This is a genomic window from Wolbachia endosymbiont (group A) of Andrena fulva, from assembly GCF_964026815.1.
Taxonomy (GTDB): Bacteria; Pseudomonadota; Alphaproteobacteria; order Rickettsiales; family Anaplasmataceae; genus Wolbachia; species Wolbachia pipientis.
In genome coordinates this window covers 555879-574683 of the sequence record NZ_OZ034701.1, presented here as the reverse complement: position 1 = coordinate 574683, position 18805 = coordinate 555879, and the positions used below count along the sequence as shown (strand labels likewise).

Genomic DNA, 18805 nt, shown 5'->3' with positions numbered 1-18805 from the left:
GTGAATAATTTTCATGAGATGGGTCTCCCAGCTTCGCTTAGACAAGCTCTAGATAAAAATAATCTTTTCGTCCCAACTCCGATTCAAATACAAGCGATTCCCTTAGCGCTACAAGGTAAAGATATTCTCGGATCTGCTCAAACGGGGACTGGAAAAACTTTAGCATTTGCTATTCCGTTGGTTGCTAAGTTGCTGAATGAGCCTAACACTGGTTCAGCTTTAGTCATCGTGCCAACCAGAGAGCTTGCGCATCAGGTAACAAATGAGATAAGAAAACTCTTATCTCAAAATTCTGCACTAAGGGTCGCTTTGTTGATTGGTGGTGAGCCTATTTTTAGGCAGCTAAATCAGCTTCAGAAAAAACCACAAATTGTAATAGGTACTCCTGGTCGTATTATAGACCATATTGAGCGTAAAACTTTGATTACTCGCAATGTTAGCGTTCTTGTGCTTGATGAAACGGATCGTATGTTTGATATGGGCTTTGGAGTTCAGATTGAAGAAATTATGAAGCATTTGCCTAAAATAAGGCAAACTCTTATGTTTTCTGCAACTCTTCCTGGAGATATAGTAAAACTTGCTGAGAAGTACCTTAATCGACCAGAACGTATTTCTGTTGATTGTGAGGTTACAACTTCTGTAAAAATTAAGCAAGAAATTGTTTATGCATCAGAATCAGAAAAATATGAAAAGCTTGTTACACAACTATGTCAGCGCGAAGGATCAATCATTATCTTTGTCAAAACAAAGCGAGGAGCGGATCAGCTAGCTAACAGATTGCACAAAGATGACTATAGCGCTTTAGCAATTCATGGTGATTTAAGGCAGCACAAGCGCGAAAGGGTCATTAATTCTTTTCGTCGTGGCCGTAATCAAATCATGGTTGCAACAGATGTTGCTTCTCGCGGCCTTGATATTCCCCACATTCAACATGTTATCAATTATGATGCACCACAATCGCAAGCTGACTATATTCATCGTATAGGTAGAACTGCACGCGCTGGAGCTGAAGGGTATGCGCTATCTTTTGTTACACCTCAAGATAAGAGAAGACTGCCTGCACTGGCAGACAAAGAAGGAGAGCTAAATTTTGATTGTAGTGTGCAATTTAAAAAACGTAACAGCAAAAAGGTCTTTAAAAGGCCAAGTACGTTAAAGACTAAATACGGTAGAAAAAAGATCAATGCATTTAAGAAGAAAAGCAGAGTACTAGAAAAAGCGTATTAAATAGGATTTACCTACAATTTGATAAGCGTAAAACTCGTCATTCCGCTACTCATTAGCGGAATCTATGCTGAGATATTGCGGTGCTATGACGTAGATCCAGAGTGGGATTCAAATTGGCTACAGCGAACTGCTGGATTTCAATTTTTTTAATAATTGTGTGCTATTCATTATATATGAGTTCCCACTTTTAAAGAGAATAGGAGATGATTTCCAAAAACTTAGAGGCAAGTTTGAATAGAGCACTATTCATTGCTTCTAATTTTAATCTTAAATATGCGAAAGTAGAACATTTATTGCTGGCGTTAACTAAAGACGTGGATGTAAATTACGTTTTATCAAGATGTAATATCAGAGCCGATGAAATCATCAGTATGGATAACATTCTATCAAGATGCAATATTAAGGCTAATGATTATAATAATAATATAAAAGGGTTTTTACAAAGCAGTTCTGAATTGATTATCAGTGGAGTTAAACCTAGCTCAATGTTTCAATGCATAATACACAGAGCAATAATACGGGCTCATAGCTTGGGGAAAAAAGAAATAAATGGAGCAAGTGTTCTAGTAGAAATTTTGTCTGGGCAAGATTTATACGTTGAAGATCTATTGCAGAAACAAAGTGCGAAAGATTCCAATTTGATTTACCACATATCTAACATGAAATACTCTAACGATATAGATGAATACACCACTAATCATAAAGTAAAACTTGATAAAAATAATGATGCTCCTACTACAGTAAATAAAGGTGAGCTACTAAAAGATGAGGAAATTCTACAAAGTTATTGTAAAAATTTAAATGACTATGCAAGAAGCAAAAAAATAGATTATGTTATTGGTCGTGATTATGAATTAAATCGCACTATAGAAATATTATTGAGGCGTAGAAAAAACAACCCTTTATATGTTGGAGATCCAGGTGTTGGCAAAACCACAATAGTTGAGGGTTTGGTACTCAAAATCATTGAAAACAGTGTTCCAAGTGCGCTCAGGTCCAGTATAATTTATGCTTTGGATTTAGGGTCACTCCTTGCAGGGACACGCTATAGAGGTGATTTTGAAGAGAGAATAAAATCTATAATAAAAGCGATTGAGGCAAAACCAGGTGCTATCCTTTTTATTGACGAAATACACACTATCATTGGAGCAGGTTCTACAAGTGGTAGCTTTCTTGATGCCGGTAATCTGCTCAAACCTGCACTTGCAAGAGGTACACTGCGTTGTATAGGTGCAACTACATATAGAGAATACAGCACTAGTTTTGAAAAAGATAAAGCACTAGCGAGAAGGTTTCAAAAAATTAATGTTAAAGAATCTTCTGTTAATGAAACGATAAAGATACTAGATGGTATAAAGCACTACTATGAAGGGTATCATGGAGTATATTATACAAAGAATGCCATTAGGTCTGCGGCTGAACTTTCGCATAAGTATATTACTGGGCGAATATTACCTGATAAAGCGGTTGATGTTATTGATGAGGCAGGGGCATATTGTAAATTGCTAAGAAACAGGGGTAAAATTGTAAATAGTAGAGATATTAAGAATACCATTACTAGAATTACAAATGTGCCTTGCGGATCTGAATCTGATGATTTGCAGAAAGTAAAGTCTTTAAAAGCTAATCTAGAGAAGGTGATTTTTGGCCAAGAGCAGGCAATAGAATCTCTTGTTAATTCTATTAAAATTGCTAAATCTGGGTTGAGAAATTACAATAAGCCTTTAGCAAATTATCTTTTTGCAGGGCCAACCGGTGTTGGTAAAACCGAGCTAGCAAAACAATTAGCAGAAAGCATGGGCATGAATCTTATACGCTTTGATATGTCCGAATATATTGAGTCTCATACGATATCAAGGATGATTGGTTCTCCTCCTGGATATGTAGGTTATGATCAGGGTGGATTACTCACAGAGTCTGTATCTAATAATCAATATAGTGTTGTGCTGCTTGATGAAATTGAAAAGGCTCATAGCGATATCTATAATATATTGCTACAAATTATGGATTATGGTTGCGTTACAGACACTTACGGACGTAAAGTTAACTTTTCCAATATAATCTTAATTATGACAACTAATGCAGGAGCAGCTGAACGCAGCAAAAGTTTTGTTGGCTTTGGGCATAAAAAATTTAACACTGGTGATAGTGAAAAAGCGATAGAACAGGTTTTTAGCCCTGAATTTCGTAATCGTCTTGATGCGATTATTTCTTTTTCTGACTTAAATGCGGATATAATTCTGCATATTGTAGATAAATTTATTCAGGAACTGAAAAAGCAGCTGACGCAAAAAGGCATAAACTGCTTGGTAGAAGATGAAGTGAAATCTTATCTTGCACAAACAGGTTATAGTAAGGAAATGGGAGCACGTCCGATAGAGAGACTTATTGAAAAAGAGATAAAAAGTTACTTAGCGGAAGAAATACTGAATCGTAAATTAATAAAAGGAAAGAAATTAAGAATCTATATGAATAAAGTAGAAAATAAAATTGCTTTTGATATAGTTTAAAATCCTTGTATTGAACTTCATCTTTGTTACAATCTATAACTTAAATTCAATTTGAATTATAGTGATAAGTGATAAAGTAAAACAAGTCCTAAGCTACTACGAAAGTGAAAACCCTGGGGTAAAAGCAAATCTTACTCGTATTCTCATGCATGGAAAGCTTGGCGGCACTGGCAAGTTAGTGATTCTGCCAGTAGATCAAGGATTTGAGCATGGTCCAATTAAAAGTTTTGAAGTTAACCCTGATGCTTATGACCCACATTATCATTTTCAGCTTGCGGTTGATTCGGGAGTAAGTGCATATGCTGCTCCACTTGGTATGATTGAAGCTGGTGCTGCAACTTATGCTGGAATGTTCCCACTTATTTTGAAACTTAATAGTTCCAACTCTTTACATTCAAAGGATCTAACCTCTGATCAGGCAATAACCTCTTCTGTGAAAGATGCGCTGCGTTTGGGCTGCTTAGCTGTCGGATTTACTATATATCCTGGTTCTGCTAAGTGTTTCGATATGATGGAGGAAGCCCGTGGAATCATAGCTGAAGCCAAATCTTACGGGCTTGCAGTAGTGCTATGGTCTTATCCACGCGGTGAAGGGATTTCCAAAGAAGGTGAAACAGCAGTTGATGTTATTGCCTATGCTGCACACATAGCAGCTTTGCTTGGCGCTAATATAATAAAAGTAAAACTTCCAACTAAATATTTGGAAAGGGAGAAAATAGAAACAGAAAATATTGAATCATTATCTAAAAGAATTGAATATGTTAAAAGGTCTTGTTTTGCAGGGAAAAGAATAGTAGTTTTTTCTGGTGGTGAATCGAAGGAAGTAGATAACATATACAATGAAGCGAAAGAAATTAAGCAGGGTGGCGGTAATGGTTCAATCATTGGACGTAACACTTTTCAACGCAAAAGGGAGGAGGCTTTATCTATGCTAAAAGATATAATGGATATCTACACATAAAAAACGGCTGGGTGGCAGAATGGCTTATGCGGAGGACTGCAAATCCTTTTATACCGGTTCAATTCCGGTCCCGGCCTCTTTCATTCTCTATATCTAGTAAAAGTTAACAGTAGCTTTAAGTGTGTAACCTATAGAGAAAGCTTGTCCATAGTAAAATCAATTTCTTTTCAAGTTATGGTTATACTCTTATAGCGTTTCATGGTAAAAAATAAACTAAAAATAAGCAAAGTGTTTTACAAACGTAATTTACTATTTTTACTACCGCCCGAAGTTGCTCACTCTTTGGCAATTATGGCATTAAAGAAAATGCCTTATAAGAATCCTATAGAGCTACCAGAATCTTTGAGTGTGAATTTTTTTGGTAATAAGCTCAGAAGCCCCATAGGTCTGGCTGCAGGTTTTGACAAGAATGCAGAAGTTATAAGGCCTATGCTCTCATTTGGTTTTGGGTTTATTGAAACTGGTACTGTAACTCGTAATCCACAATATGGAAACAAAAAGCCAAGAATTTTTCGGTTAATTAAAGATCAAGGGGTAATTAACAGATTGGGATTTAACAATAAAGGAATAGACTATTTTCTTAAACAAATAGGTGAAACCAAGCTTGATGACTGCATTTTTGGCATCAACATAGGAAAAAACAGTACATCAAAGGACCAAATCAGCGATTATGTTGACTTAATAAAGATAGTATATGGAAAGAGCAATTATATAGTGCTGAACATCTCATCCCCAAACACGCCTAATTTACGCAATCTGCACAATAAGCAAGAATTATCGGAATTGTTGAAATCCGTAACTCTAACCCGAAAATCAATTGATAATTCTAAATCCATACCAATAATATTAAAAATCTCACCAGATGTAGATCAGCAAACGAAAGAAAATATCGCTGAGCTTGCGTTGGAATATAAGATTGACGGATTAACAGTAAGCAACACTACGGTAAGTAGAGATAATCTGCATTCTCACCATAATGAGAGTGGTGGGTTGAGTGGCAAACCGCTGTTTAAACTTTCAACCGAGTTATTGGGCGATATGTACAAATTTACTAAGGGCAAAATATTATTGATAGGGTGCGGAGGAATCTCAAGTGGTGCTGATGCATATAAAAAAATAAAGGCAGGAGCTTCTTTGGTGCAGTTGTACACTGCTCTCATATACCACGGACCTCAAGTTGTAAACAAAATTAATCTAGAACTTGCAGAACTAATAAGGAGAGATGGATTTAGTAACATTAGTGAGGTGGTGGGTTGTATACATTAATTTTGGAAGTTGGTGGTATTATTTTAATAAAATAAAACTAATTCTCTGGTATAAAGGTGGTAGAAAGTGCTTTTCTTTTAAATAATTGGTATGAAGAGTTTGAATGATGCAATATCTAAGATCATTGATTATAAATTTACAAATTATGCAATATTAGAAGAGGCACTAACTCACCCAAGCGTAAATAAAAGGAATAGCAAAAACCAGATTGTAAGCTACGAAAGACTAGAGTTTTTGGGCGATAGTGTTTTGAATATGGTTGTATCTGCCACACTGTTTAAACTATTTCCTGAAGAAAAAGAAGGAGCATTGGCAAAAAGAAAGACGGATTTAGTTTGTGGCAACACCATTGCTAATGTTGCTAAAGAAATAAAATTAGGCAGCTTTATCATCATGAATAATAGTGAACGCTGCAATGGAGGGAGATGTAACTTAAAAAATTTAGAAAACTCGCTTGAAGCACTAATAGGTGCAATTTATATTGATGGCGGGCTTGAAAATGTTGAAAAATTTATTATCCAATATTGGGAAAAGCTAGCTAAAGGCATGCTTGACCCCCCTCAAGATCCTAAAACCTCACTGCAAGAGTGGACTCAGAAAAACAAATTGCCTTTACCAGAGTATGAGCTTGTAAAACAAACTGGACCAGCGCACAATCCTGAATTTACTATATCAGTTTGCATAGAAGATTATGGTAAAGTTTCTGCATGCGCTTCTAGTAAAAAGATTGCTGAACAAAAAGCTGCTGAGTTGATGCTAGAAAAAATTGGAAAAGACGCTTCAGTTTAGGCAAAATAGGCATTAATGTAAATTTTAAGGAAGCTAATAGCGTTTAGGGTAAATGGTCAATTTAAGGAGAAGCATAGTATTATTCATAAAAAAGTTGATCTACCAAAAATCAAGCCTTATGTAGTGGAATATCAATGGCTGTTGTCGGAGATGCGGAAAAAAAGAAGTAGCAAGTTACCAAAAGGTGTTATGCCAGATACATTTGGTCCAAGAGTTGTTTTGTGAAGTTGACAGAGTCAAGGAGAATGAAAGTTTTAAAAAATAGCATATTTTTTAATTATAAAAATTTGATATTAACTGTTGTTGGTTGATTGAGTAAAAACCAGTGAATGGTCACGTTAAAACATATTTTTAAATTTCTGCCAAAATCCTGGTTTATTATCATTAACCTTTGTAAATGTTATATTTAAACTGTATTTCGGATCATTTGGCACGTCGTATTTTATGCTAAATGTTGAAACTTTATCGTTATTGTAAATATGTACATCATCATATGATAGCTTTGTTGTGTAACACTTTACATACTTTTGCTTATCATGCACTAAATCACCTGACTCTCTTTCTAGTTCCACAAATTTCGTTTTTTTCTGACATTCCTTCATTTTTATTAAATCCTTATCTAGTGATATTGAAACTGGCAACGTATTTCCAGCATATTCTTTAGCTAAAAGTTCACTTTGAGGATACATTTTTATTTCCCTGCCAAAATGTGAGTCTATGAAATTATTACTCCAAAATTTATCGCCAGAATGCACGTACTCATCAGTAGCATACGGCACCCCACCATAATTGCATTGAACTTTGTAATCTCCAACACCGTTGTTTTGAAAAAAATCATGAATAGCAGTGTAGCTACCGGCAGCATCATTTATATAATCCATTACTTTATTCCTTAAATTTTTAGTTCATTATATCATAATCATTATGCCAATCAATCAAAAAAGCTCTCCCTTGCTGTTTTTAAAACTGATTTTGAGCAAGCGCTCTCGATTAGTTGGGAGCGTATTTGTAAGCATACGCGTCAAGTTAAGGAAATAAAGGTATGAAAGAGATAGAATAATAAGGTATAAGTTCTCCCAGATATACTTTTAGTGAGAGAACCAATGAATAAAATAACTTGCTTATCAAAAAAGCTCAAAGAATTTTTTAATGAAAAAGCAGAGAAAATCTCAATTACAACAAGGTTTATAAAAAGAAAGAGAAAGCTAAAAGGTTCATCATTCGTAAAAGCCATGGTCTTGGGTAATATAGGAGTTGATAATTGTAGCGTAGAAACAATGTGTCAATTACTAAACGAGGACTCGATAGATATAACAAAACAAGGTTTGGATTTTAGATTTACTGAAGAAGCAGTGGAATTTATGAAAAGGATGTATAATGAATCTGTGGTTCTCTTTAAAAATATCTTGCAAGTTGATTGCAAAATCTTACAGCAATTTAATAGTGTTAAATTATTGGACAGTAGCTATATTACTCTACCTAACAGTATGGAAGAGATGTATAAAGGTTATGGTACTAGCTACAGTGGCTATGAAAGCAATACTAAGTCTGGAATAAAGTTACAATTAGTTTTCGATTACATGAATCAGATAATAGACCAACTTAATTTAACGGAGGGAATAAGATCAGACCAGGGATATAGGAAACATTTAAGTAATATATCAAGCAATGATTTGCTAATATCTGATCTCGGTTATTTTGTGCCAAGTTCTTTTAAACAAATCAATGAAATAGGAGCTTATTTCATAAGTCGTTATAAATCCGATACCAACGTATATGATGTAGAAACAAATCAAAAAATGGAGTTATTAGAATGTTTAGAGGATAAGTTATTTTTAGAAAACGAGGTATTGTTAGGAAAAGAAGCAAAAATTAGAGTAAGAATTATATGTCAGAAACTAACTGAAGAACAGTCTATAGCCAGAAGAAGGAAAGCTAATAGATTAGCAAGATCGCAGGGATATACATCCTCTAAAAGAAATCAAAAATTGTTGAACTGGTCAATATTTATAACTAATGTTCCAGAAAATAAAATTAGTGCTGAGCAAGTATTAACGATTTACAGAGTAAGGTGGCAAATTGAGTTATTATTTAAATTGTATAAAAGCCATATCAGACTTGATAAGCTAAAAGGAAAGCCATGCAGAGTATTATGTGAACTATATGCTAAATTGTGCGCAATTCTTATATTTCACGGCATAGTTGGTTGCACAGAAGTGAAAAAGAATACAGAACTTAGCTTAACAAAGGCATTTATTGAGCTAAAAAGACGGGTTAGAGAGTTATTTTTAGTATTAACCAAGATTAATAGTTTAAAAGTATTTCTTAAAAAACTCACTATAACTTGGTCGCGATTTTCATTAAAAGACAAACGTAGAAGGGCTAGAGTATCCACTTTAACCTCTCTAAATTTGCTCACAATCTCTTAACTTGACGCGTATGGTATTTGTAAGATTGTGACATTCGTGCCTCCCAGTTTTTCACATACTGCTGAATCAATTCAGGATAATCTGTAATAATTAATAAATTTTCAGCATTTCCTTTTTTAGCTGTCTTACTAAGGTTAAATGACCCTGTGATGACTTTTTGATTGTCAACAATCATTATCTTATTATGAGCAATCTTTGGCTTATCATCGATCCAAATTGGTACTCCACCTGAAAATAATTCATTTATAACACTATATTTTGAGTAGAGTTGCGATTTATCTAAGATGACTTTAACATCAACACCGCGTTCTTTAGCATTAATCAAAGATTTTGCAACTGTTCCAAGAGTAAATGTATATTCTTGAACTAAGATAGATTTTTTAGACTGATCTATTACGTTGATTATCGGTACAGCACAATCTTCTCCAGGTGAAAAGCAAACCGTAGCTTTTGGGCAGGGCGAAAATATAAAACCCGCATAGTAATACAGAGAAAAACACATTAACAAGAATAAAAAGTGAAAAAGCCTCACAACAACCCACCCCCGGATATACGGCGATAGGCTACATCATAATTTAATCACCTGTCAATAGACTTCTTGCATAGTTTTTGGCAACAACCGTTAGAAACGAAAAAACTTACTTGACAAACTCCGCCAGCCCCCTTATCATGAAACTGAAGGTATTCAGTTATCTTCATTTGTGCAGATTAAACAGCAAGAAAACAACGTAGTTGGCGTCTTATTTTTAATTTTTTGCACTATGTGCACCTTATGTCTTCACAATATTTCTAGGTTTTTACCTACACAAGCTGAAACGCGCTTATAAGTCGTTTAAGACAGTATAGTACGCCAATTTGCAGGATTAGGGAGTGACAACTAGCTAACACGGGGTTTCTTTTGCCTTTTTTTCTGCTTAGTAAATTTCTTAAACATTTAAACTAAGGTGAGTTGCATTTAAAAGCAGCTAAATTGCAGTGTTTAAGACTTAAAAAACGCCAATGTTCTAAAATAGATATTAGCTGGGGCTTCTTTTGCCTTTTTTTTCGCTTGGTAAATTTCTTAATGTTTATAGCTAACATGAAGCTAAGTACGAACTTTGTTAAATACAACAAATGGTGTCATCCCAGTGCTCCTTTTTTTGTCATCCGAGTAGCTGACACTGGGATCTATTTTGCATGTAACTCCAATTGTGTTTTGGCATAAAACGCGACGCGTATTAGACTTATTTGCAAGCAAAGCTTGCTAGATCCAAGTAGTCAGGGCACTGGGATGACATCATAGGGACACTTGTATCTTTATGATGTGAGGCATTAGAGCTAAAATACCTCACAGGGAGGGTGAAGCTGATGCGACACTAATGCCATTAAGCCAGATTTTGCTTCCCTCCCATAGAGTTAAAGACTGAACAGTATCTTTTGGAATTATATCCCGTATTACAAGGTTAGTCTAAACTCTCAGTTTATTTATAGTCTTGGAGGCAATTTTATGCAAGTAAATGCTATTTTGGGTGTGGATATTTCAAAAAAGAAATTTGATGTTTGTTAGTGGACAGTAAAAAACGACACAAAGTCTTTCAAAATAATCAAGATGGTTTTGCAAAACTTGTAGTTTGGTGCAATGGCCATGGAGCAAATCTTACTCATTTATGTCTTGAAGCAACTAGTTGGTATGGAGAAGATTTGGCTACTTTTATGCACGATTTAGGACATAATGTCAGTATAGTAAACCCAGAAAGCTTTTGGCAAAAGTGAGCTGCTCAGAAATAAGACAGATAAATCAGATGCAGCTATGATAGCTAGATTTTGTATCGCCAACAAACCTGCTCTTTGGAAGCCCATTGCACCTGAAATGAGGCATTTGAGGGAGCTTTACCGTTGCATGCAATCGCTAAAAGATGATAAGGTGCAACAGACAAATCGCTTGGAAAACAAAAATATGCATTCCAGTTGCAAAGAAGCTATATCTAAAGTAATTTTGGCAATAGAGGAGCAAATTATTGTTCTCGAAAAAGAAATTAATGAGCATATAAATAACTATCCACATCTAAAAAATATGGTGGAAAACCTTAAGACTATAAAAGGTATAGGATATCTTACTGCTGTTGCTGTTGTCGCAGAAATGCCATCAGTTGATAACTTTGACAATGCTAAACAATTTACAGCTTTTGCTGGTCTAAATCCAGGACATTATCAATCGGGATCGTCAGTAAGTAAGAGAAGTTGCATATGCAAAATAGGATCTGAGCGTATTCGAAAAGCTCTTTATATGCCAGCTATAGTAGTCAAAAACCATAATAATCATTTTCAAAAGTTTTGTCAGCGTCTAGCAAGTAAAGGCAAATGTCCAAAAGTCATAGTTCTTGCGTTAATGCGAAAATTAATGCATGTCTTTTTTGGTATTCTTAAAAATAATCAACCATTTAATTGTAATTTTGTTGGATAATTTGTTTGACAGCAGAGACAGTATCTGGGATGACACCCTGACAATCGTCATCCCGCTACGTGTTAGCGGGATCTAGAGATACCGCGGCGGTATGACGGTTCGTGGCGGTATAATGAAGCTTGAAAGCGGATCACCTTTCACGACCCGTGTTTACTTCATTCACTTTAGGAGTATTAACAGGCGTTATTGCTGGGTTCTCAAGCTTTGTTGCCTGCTTCAAACCCTCGCTTACACTTTTGTCCTTTAAAATTTCATCAAGCTGCTTACTCTTTTGTTGCTCTTCGTTATTTGACGTATCTCTTTGAGCATCTTCTTTCATGCCACGAGCATTCTCTACATCCTTTTCACCTTCACCCAAAAGTTTTTCTAATATTTTCTTAACAAAGCGCTTCAGAAGACTCAAAAACCCTTCTTCTTTTTGATTTTCTTGTGGTTGAGGCGTGGTATCTTTTTTGTCCGGCTCAGTGTTGAGCTTCTCTTTTACAGAACTCTTGCTCACTGAGGGACTAACGATGTGCTCTGATGGCTGTGTATCTGTTTGTACAGAAGCCTCAGAAGTCTTTTTTTGTCCACTCTGTTCAACACTTTTACCTTCTGTTGTAGTTTCTCTAAGAGTGTTAGCTGCTTCTTGAAATTTTTTGTCATTTTTTAATTCTGCAACTTTTTCACTTGTGAAGATGCCCTTCCCTTTATATTGTTGGTCAAGCTCAGCAATTCTTTCAAAATCTTGACGTACTTTTTCATCTGCACGTCCTTTTTGACTTTCAAATTTCTGACTCAATTCTGCAACGTTTTTCATTTTGTTCTCAAGCTCCTTACTTTTCACAGCTTTTAGAGCCTCTGTTCCTTTTGCGATATAATTAACCTTCTCTTCTAATGAGGTACCTTCTGGAAAAGCACCTGGAGAACGTTCAAAAACATCTTTAAACTTTTTTTCAACACTTTCTTTAGATGTCTGGGCCATACCTGTTACCTATTAAAACATATCATATAACCAGTATATTAGCTAATTATATAAAAAACAGTTAACATAACTTGTGGTAAAAAGTGTTTATCAAGGGCGTCCTATTTATATCTTTTTCATTAAAATGCTATTTACTTATTAAGTTAAAATGTATAATTATATAAGAAATGAAAGATAGCCCATTAGCAGTAGTATTCGATTGGGATAATACCTTAGTTGACACTCAAGATAACATTTTTAATGCTATTAAACATACCATAAACTCAATGGGGTATAGTAATAAAGCTGCTGATAGAAATTCCCATGAGTCGAGAAAGAGCTATATGGTCAATTTATTTGGCGATCAGTGGAAAAAAGCGAATCAGATATATCAACAATATTTAGATGATGCACTATTGCAAAACATTGCTTTGAATCAAGGAGTAGAGAAAATGTTGCAGACACTGAAAAGCCACAATATTTATCTAGCAATAGTAAGTAATAAGAAAAATACTAATTTACGTGAAGAAGTTACCTATTTTAAACTGGATTCTTACTTTGAAAGAGTGGTTGGGTCATGCGATGCCGCGGAAGATAAACCATCTGCAACCCCACTGCTATTTGCACTAGAAGAGAGTACGTTGCCTATAAATAGAGAAAATGTGTTTTTCGTTGGTGATAGCATCACAGATGTTCTGTGTGCACAAAATGCCAATTGTTTACCTATTATATACGGTCAATCAATAAGCGGTTATGAAGATTTGTTATGTTTTCAACATTTTGATAAGCTTACAGATTTTATAATAAAGTATTTAGAAGATAGGTAATGACCACTGTTACAGAGATTGCCAGTATAATAAGACGCTTTTGCGCATATTTGATAGATAGAGCAATTTTATTAATTCCAAACTTATTAATCAGACTATTGTTAAAGAATTTTCCGTTAATTTCATCTATGTGTATAGATTGCAGTTACTTCACATATTTTATATCTTCAAAAGCCCAAGCAACTCCTGGTCAGCAATTAATGAACATACATACCATAAGCTTGGACGGTTCTAAAATAGATTTGAGTTTAGCATTTGATAGAAGCATTTCTCAGTTTTTTCTTTCTCTATTATATAACATAATAGTTATCCTCATCGAGCTTTTCCAAGAACAGGACGTGTTAATAAACGCTTTCGATATATTAATAGTGCTACTCACTATATTAACGGTGCTGCTCACTCTCTGCTGGTATCTAGTTGCTTGCTTCTCTAAGAAAAAACAGACATACCACGACATGCTATTTAATACGGTTGTTATCAAAGGAACTATTAAATGAGTTGCTATAACTATCGTTATCATATAAATTATGCTGATAAATTGAACTAAGGGAAGATTATGAATGAAGAGATAGTAAAATGTTTGAATAAATTATTGACCAATGAGCTGACTTCTGTACGCCAGTATCTTTTGCATTTTGCGGTTCTCAAAAACAATGGAATTAATAGACTTGCAGAAAAGGTAAAAAATGAGCTTAACGAAGAACTTGAACATGCAAACAAGTTGGCAGAAAGAATTTTGTTATTTAAAGGAGTTCCAAATTTTCAAGATACAAACGAAATATCAAAGCATGATGGAAAGTTTACAAAAGACACAATACGGAAAATCTTAGAAGCTAATTTGAAATTAGAGGGAAAGGGTATCAAAGATATCAAAGAAACGATTTCTATCGCTGAGAAAGAAAAGGATTTTGTTAGTGTAATGTTATTAGAAGAGATGTTAAAAAATGAAGAAGAGCACTTCCATTGGATTGAGAAACAGATTGACCTTATTGAACTAATGGGTGTTGAAAACTATTTAAGAACACAAATATAGAGTGTTAAAAAAAATAGTATTTATTTTAATTGTACCTTGCTTGCTCCTTTTTTTATTAGGATTATGGCAAGTATTCAGATTGAACTGGAAGAATAATATTATCAAAAATATGAGTCTTCCAGTTGTTCATCTATTGCCCAATAACGACCTTGAAAAATTTAACTATAGGCATGTCAAGATTGATGGGATTCTAAGTGACATAGAACTATATGTTTTTGCAGGACAACATGGCTATCATGTGTTATCTCCTATGCTACTTACTACTGGAAATTATATGCTAGTGAACAAAGGAATAGTTAAAGAAAAAAAAGAGGAAAGAGCAAAAATTGAAAAAGTAGCTGCAGGTGGAGTTTTATATTGCAATAGCAGTAAAAGCAAAAATTGGTTTATCAAGAACGATACTGCTTCGAATACATGGTTTACCCTGAGTACAGAAGAAATTTCCAATGAGTTAGGTATTAAGCTAGAGAAGTGTGTATTGTGGCCGAACAATTTTGGTAGCAAATTAGCTGTACAGCCAATGAAGCATTTGGAATATGCAATCACTTGGTTTGCACTTTCCTTAATTTGGTTGATTATGTGCGTAATTTACTATAGGCAAAACCTCAATAAAGCTTGAAGCTTTCTGTACATAAAATTAGAGAAGTAGTTATTCATCTTTATCACTACCAAGGTCTTTTAACATACTGTAATTGCCTTTTCTGAATCTACTTTTTAAAGACGTAACTCCACTTTCGCTAATACCACTAAGGCTCAGTGCAGCTCCACCTAGCTGCAATCCTATCTCAGATGTTTCAGGAATAATTTTACTAGCTCCTAGATCTCTATAAACCTCCACATTACTCAGATCTGGTAAGCGTATTACAATATTTACATGCGGAAAATTTGCTGCAACTAAAGAAACAACTTTTTTTATAGTAACTTCATTCTTTATTGAAATAACGAGAGCTTGAGCTCTTTCTATTCCTACAGATTTTAAAATTTCACATCTTGTAACATCTCCAAGATATATAGGAAAACTATCACTTTTTCCTTCTTTGACTATTTTCGATTGAATATCTACAACAACGTAACTTAAATGCTCTGCCGTAAGCATTTTTGTTACCATATATCCCACTCTACCAAATCCAGCAACTATCACATGGTTATAAAGATCTTGTGTATCTGTTTCAACAGCTTCATCATCTAATATTGTTTTCTCAGTGCTAAATGAGTTTGCTATCCAATCTCCAAGCCCCGATAAAAGAGGAGTGAAAGCCATGGTTACTGTAGTTACCATCATAAGTACTTGAGCGATTTCACTTGGTAGCACATTTAGCTCATCTGCTAAGCGAAACAAAATAAACGCAAATTCACCGCCTTGTGAAAGCAGTAACCCAGCTTGTATAGCAGGTGCACTCTTAAACCCAAAAAATCTACACAATATATATATAATAGATGTTTTTAAAACGATAAGGATAATCGATAATAAAGTAATTAGTGGTAACTTATTGAGTAAAAGTTCGGTATTGATGGACATACCAACAGTCATGAAAAATAAGCCAAGAAACAAATCTTTAAATGGCAATACTGCGTGTTCTACTGAGTGTCTATATTCTGTTTCTGCAACTAACAATCCAGCAACAAATGCACCTAATGCTAACGATAAATGGAATTGCTCAGTAATAAATGCTGCTCCTAATACTATTAAAAGCGTTGTTGATATAAAGATCTCATTACTTTCCATTTTAGCAATAACCGAAAATAAAGGTCTAAGCAATAATCTACCAGTTATAAATATCAGCACTAATGCAATAGCTGCTTGCACCAATGAACCTGCCAATGAGCTTATCAGGCTGTGCTCAGAATTGCCAGTAAGTAAAGGTACCAATACTATTAATGGTACCACTGCAAAATCTTGCATTAATAGCACTGCTATCGACAACCTACCAACCTGACTTGCTTGAGAACCTTTTTCTTGCAGAACCTGCAACACTATTGCTGTTGAGGATAGCGCAAGCCCACCACCAATAACTGTTGCTATATTCGTATTCACTCCGAAAGCAAGAGCGATGCACCATATTGCTACCATGGTAACTATAACTTGAAGAGAACCGAACCCAAATACATGAATACGCATAGCGATCAGGCGTTCAAATGTCAATTCAAGGCCTATAATGAATAATAGAAAAACTACACCAAATTCTGCAAGATTATCCATTGCTTCAGCTGAGTGTATCAGATTAAATCCGTGAGAACCAATAACTGCACCTGCAACGAAGTAACCAAGCACTGGACTAATATTCATTTTCCAAAATGCTATGACTATAAACACAGCAGCAGAAAGCAAAATTATAATATCAAACAAATGCTGAGAGCCACTGTGCATGATATTTAACCTGTAGAATTAGACCATTTAATTGAGCAGCCAATACTTGATTTTTGGTCAATTGGAGAATTACCAGTTTCTGCAATAAATTTCATAGCTTGAAATAAGTCACTACTTCCTACTTCATAGCTTTGAACCTTTTCTTTTTTTGCGTCGTTAAAACGTCCACGATAGCAAAGGTTTAAATTGGAATTAAAGCCGAAAAAGTCAGGAGTGCAAACAGCCCCGTATTCTTTAGCTATTTTCTGTGTACTATCAATTAAATATGGAAATGTAAACTTATTTTCCTTGGCAAAATTAATCATATTTTCAAAGGAATCTTCTGGATATTCATTTACATCATTTGGCATTATTGCAATGGTGTTTACCTGATAATCTTTTTTCAATTGATCAACATCGCTTACCAGATTGCTAATAATTGACTGAACGTAAGGACAGTGATTGCATATAAACATTATAATAAGACCATTTTTTCCACAACAGTCACTTAATGCATAATATTTATTGTCTACTCCCAAAAGATTAAAATCTTTTGCAGTAAAACTAAAATCGACTTTAGGAGTATTCAGAGCAACCATAGACTATTATTATACCACATGTAATTTACGGTCTTATTATTTAAATGTCAAACGGTTTCTATGTATACTGTTTGCATATTCTTTTTTAGTATTATAATTATAAAACTTATGTTCATAACTTTCGAAGGAATAGACGGCTCTGGTAAAACAACACAATCTAAGCTACTTACAAATCATTTTAAGCAAATTCGCGGCGAAAATAATGTGGTATTGACTCGAGAACCAGGTGGCACTAACTTTGCAGAGAAGGTAAGAGGAGTATTGTTAACGAATAATATTGATTCTATTTCTGAACTCTTGCTACTTATCTCGATGAGGCGCGAACATATGAAAAAATTAATATTACCAGCTCTTGCAGAAGGAAAAATAGTGATTTGTGATCGGTTTATTGATTCAACTATTGCATATCAAGGATATGGGTTTGGAGTTGACTTAGGGCTAATAAGGGACTTACATAAGCTAGTGGAAATTAAATATCCAGATATTACATTCATTCTAGATATTGATGTTAAAGTTGGGTTAAATAGAGCAAAAGACAAGAATAAATATGAAGAAATGGATGTTAATTTTTACAATAAGGTCAGAAAAGGATTTCAGGAAATAGCCATAAAAGAGCCCGTTAGGTGCAGTGTTATCACTGGAATTGAAACAAAAAATGATAATCACGTACACAATGAAATTATTGATAAAATCACCTAGCTTGTGATAGAAAATTATCAATTTCAGGTAACATTATTTCATATGAATAACTTTTTGTTTGAGTAGCTAAAAAATCCTGTATTTTGTCTGGATCTTCTTCACTTATCATCTTATATGCCCTTGCGAGGTTCATTAATTCACTTCTATTTTTTTTATTGCTTACTTCAGTAATAGTAAAAAATTGATCAAAATGGTCTAAGAGGTCTTTATTTTTTATTGAAGACACAATATCGTCAATTTCTTTCACATATAATGCAAGTTTGTGTGCTTTACTACGATCTTCAAAACAAAGATTAACAAGCACGTTACGAAACCTATCTTTCGTAGTACTTCTCACTTCTGCTAATAAGGACTTAATATTTTCTTGGCAATGCACTCTCTTTACCGATTCAGCCGGTTCAACCATACCAAGAACATTCTTTACCAAAGATTTTTCTTCACAACTAAATATGAACATGTAATAACCCATCGATAAAGTGAAGAGCAAGAACATAGCCGGAAGTAAAAACGGAGCTAATACATTTTGTGACGCAGGGAAAATAAACCAGGTAACAGTTGCTATTGACACAGTTACAAATAATCCTGATAAACATAATTGTGCTTTTCTTCTATAATTCTGATCAATAACTGTACTTACACCAATAGAAGCTATATCAATCATTACTCACACCTCATTAAACATTAATACTAACTGAATGATAGCATTATTGTGATGAAAATGCAATATTATGA

General features: G+C 34.5%; 19 protein-coding genes and 1 tRNA gene. 14 read left to right on the top strand and 6 right to left on the bottom strand.

Annotated elements, in window-relative coordinates; translation table 11 throughout:
- The 6 genes from AAGD84_RS02890 to rnc all read left to right on the top strand — a co-directional run bounded on the left by AAGD84_RS02890 (window position 1) and on the right by rnc (window position 6753).
- Complete coding sequence (locus AAGD84_RS02890) at window positions 1–1227, top strand: DEAD/DEAH box helicase (RefSeq protein ID WP_038199603.1); 1227 nt, start codon at window positions 1–3, stop codon at window positions 1225–1227.
- Window positions 1228–1430: 203 nt separating this feature from the next.
- Complete coding sequence (locus tag AAGD84_RS02885) at window positions 1431–3737, top strand: AAA family ATPase (RefSeq protein ID WP_264723052.1); 2307 nt, start codon at window positions 1431–1433, stop codon at window positions 3735–3737.
- A gap of 64 nt (window positions 3738–3801) precedes the next feature.
- Window positions 3802–4698 carry a class I fructose-bisphosphate aldolase gene (locus AAGD84_RS02880; protein ID WP_341818160.1) on the top strand — a complete coding sequence of 299 codons (897 nt, stop codon included), beginning with the start codon at window positions 3802–3804 and terminating at the stop codon, window positions 4696–4698.
- A gap of 5 nt (window positions 4699–4703) precedes the next feature.
- Window positions 4704–4775 (top strand) — tRNA-Cys (locus tag AAGD84_RS02875).
- A 121-nt stretch (window positions 4776–4896) separates the two neighbouring features.
- On the top strand, window positions 4897–5964 hold the full coding sequence (locus AAGD84_RS02870) for a quinone-dependent dihydroorotate dehydrogenase (RefSeq protein ID WP_007548704.1): 1068 nt from the start codon (window positions 4897–4899) through the stop codon (window positions 5962–5964).
- A gap of 90 nt (window positions 5965–6054) precedes the next feature.
- On the top strand, window positions 6055–6753 hold the full coding sequence (gene rnc, locus AAGD84_RS02865; protein ID WP_006279914.1) for a ribonuclease III: 699 nt from the start codon (window positions 6055–6057) through the stop codon (window positions 6751–6753).
- 338 nt (window positions 6754–7091) lie between these two features.
- Here the strand turns inward: rnc and AAGD84_RS02855 are convergent, their stop codons facing one another.
- Window positions 7092–7634 carry a hypothetical protein gene (locus AAGD84_RS02855; protein WP_006279913.1) on the bottom strand — a complete coding sequence of 181 codons (543 nt, stop codon included), beginning with the start codon at window positions 7632–7634 and terminating at the stop codon, window positions 7092–7094.
- A gap of 222 nt (window positions 7635–7856) precedes the next feature.
- Between AAGD84_RS02855 and AAGD84_RS02850 the strand changes: the two genes are divergently transcribed.
- Window positions 7857–9182, top strand: coding sequence for an IS4 family transposase (locus AAGD84_RS02850; RefSeq protein ID WP_341817859.1), 1326 nt, complete (start codon window positions 7857–7859; stop codon window positions 9180–9182).
- Here AAGD84_RS02850 and AAGD84_RS02845 read toward each other — a convergent pair.
- Complete coding sequence (locus AAGD84_RS02845) at window positions 9169–9714, bottom strand: phospholipase D family protein (protein ID WP_341818126.1); 546 nt, start codon at window positions 9712–9714, stop codon at window positions 9169–9171. The two genes, AAGD84_RS02850 and AAGD84_RS02845, sit on opposite strands and share 14 nt — an antisense overlap.
- A gap of 1013 nt (window positions 9715–10727) precedes the next feature.
- Here AAGD84_RS02845 and AAGD84_RS02840 point away from each other — a divergent pair.
- Together AAGD84_RS02840 and AAGD84_RS02835 are read left to right on the top strand one after the other, a co-directional pair.
- A complete protein-coding gene (locus tag AAGD84_RS02840) occupies window positions 10728–10934 on the top strand; it encodes a hypothetical protein (protein ID WP_182309225.1) in 207 nt (68 codons plus the stop codon).
- 37 nt (window positions 10935–10971) lie between these two features.
- Complete coding sequence (locus tag AAGD84_RS02835; protein ID WP_138264789.1) at window positions 10972–11625, top strand: transposase; 654 nt, start codon at window positions 10972–10974, stop codon at window positions 11623–11625.
- A 130-nt stretch (window positions 11626–11755) separates the two neighbouring features.
- On the opposite strand, the gene AAGD84_RS02830 is transcribed toward AAGD84_RS02835, so the two are convergent.
- A complete protein-coding gene (locus AAGD84_RS02830) occupies window positions 11756–12589 on the bottom strand; it encodes a hypothetical protein (RefSeq protein WP_341818125.1) in 834 nt (277 codons plus the stop codon).
- Window positions 12590–12756: 167 nt separating this feature from the next.
- On the opposite strand from AAGD84_RS02830, the gene AAGD84_RS02825 reads away from it, so the two are divergent.
- The 4 genes from AAGD84_RS02825 to AAGD84_RS02810 are packed head-to-tail and all read left to right on the top strand — an operon-like array spanning window position 12757 to window position 15047.
- Entirely contained in the window at window positions 12757–13395 is a 639-nt protein-coding gene (locus AAGD84_RS02825) for an HAD-IA family hydrolase (protein WP_341818124.1), read from the top strand.
- Window positions 13395–13892: an RDD family protein gene (locus AAGD84_RS02820; protein ID WP_264723056.1), complete on the top strand. Its 498-nt coding sequence runs from the start codon at window positions 13395–13397 to the stop codon at window positions 13890–13892. The genes AAGD84_RS02825 and AAGD84_RS02820 overlap by 1 nt, the downstream gene beginning before the upstream one ends.
- Before the next feature lie 59 nt (window positions 13893–13951).
- On the top strand, window positions 13952–14428 hold the full coding sequence (bfr, locus tag AAGD84_RS02815; RefSeq protein ID WP_264723057.1) for a bacterioferritin: 477 nt from the start codon (window positions 13952–13954) through the stop codon (window positions 14426–14428).
- Between the two features lies 1 nt (window position 14429).
- Window positions 14430–15047, top strand: coding sequence for an SURF1 family protein (locus tag AAGD84_RS02810; RefSeq protein ID WP_264723058.1), 618 nt, complete (start codon window positions 14430–14432; stop codon window positions 15045–15047).
- A gap of 30 nt (window positions 15048–15077) precedes the next feature.
- Here AAGD84_RS02810 and AAGD84_RS02805 read toward each other — a convergent pair whose 3' ends face one another.
- Together AAGD84_RS02805 and AAGD84_RS02800 are read right to left on the bottom strand one after the other, a co-directional pair.
- Window positions 15078–16796 carry a monovalent cation:proton antiporter-2 (CPA2) family protein gene (locus AAGD84_RS02805; protein ID WP_010963130.1) on the bottom strand — a complete coding sequence of 573 codons (1719 nt, stop codon included), beginning with the start codon at window positions 16794–16796 and terminating at the stop codon, window positions 15078–15080.
- Between the two features lie 5 nt (window positions 16797–16801).
- Window positions 16802–17374 (bottom strand): thioredoxin family protein, encoded by a 573-nt coding sequence (locus tag AAGD84_RS02800; RefSeq protein WP_213863316.1) that lies wholly within the window; start codon window positions 17372–17374, stop codon window positions 16802–16804.
- A gap of 108 nt (window positions 17375–17482) precedes the next feature.
- Between AAGD84_RS02800 and tmk the strand changes: the two genes are divergently transcribed.
- Window positions 17483–18073 (top strand): dTMP kinase, encoded by a 591-nt coding sequence (gene tmk / locus AAGD84_RS02795; RefSeq protein ID WP_264723059.1) that lies wholly within the window; start codon window positions 17483–17485, stop codon window positions 18071–18073.
- On the opposite strand, the gene AAGD84_RS02790 is transcribed toward tmk, so the two are convergent.
- Window positions 18066–18734, bottom strand: coding sequence for a hypothetical protein (locus AAGD84_RS02790; RefSeq protein ID WP_010081999.1), 669 nt, complete (start codon window positions 18732–18734; stop codon window positions 18066–18068). The genes tmk and AAGD84_RS02790 overlap by 8 nt on opposite strands.
- Window positions 18735–18805: the final 71 nt, after the last annotated feature.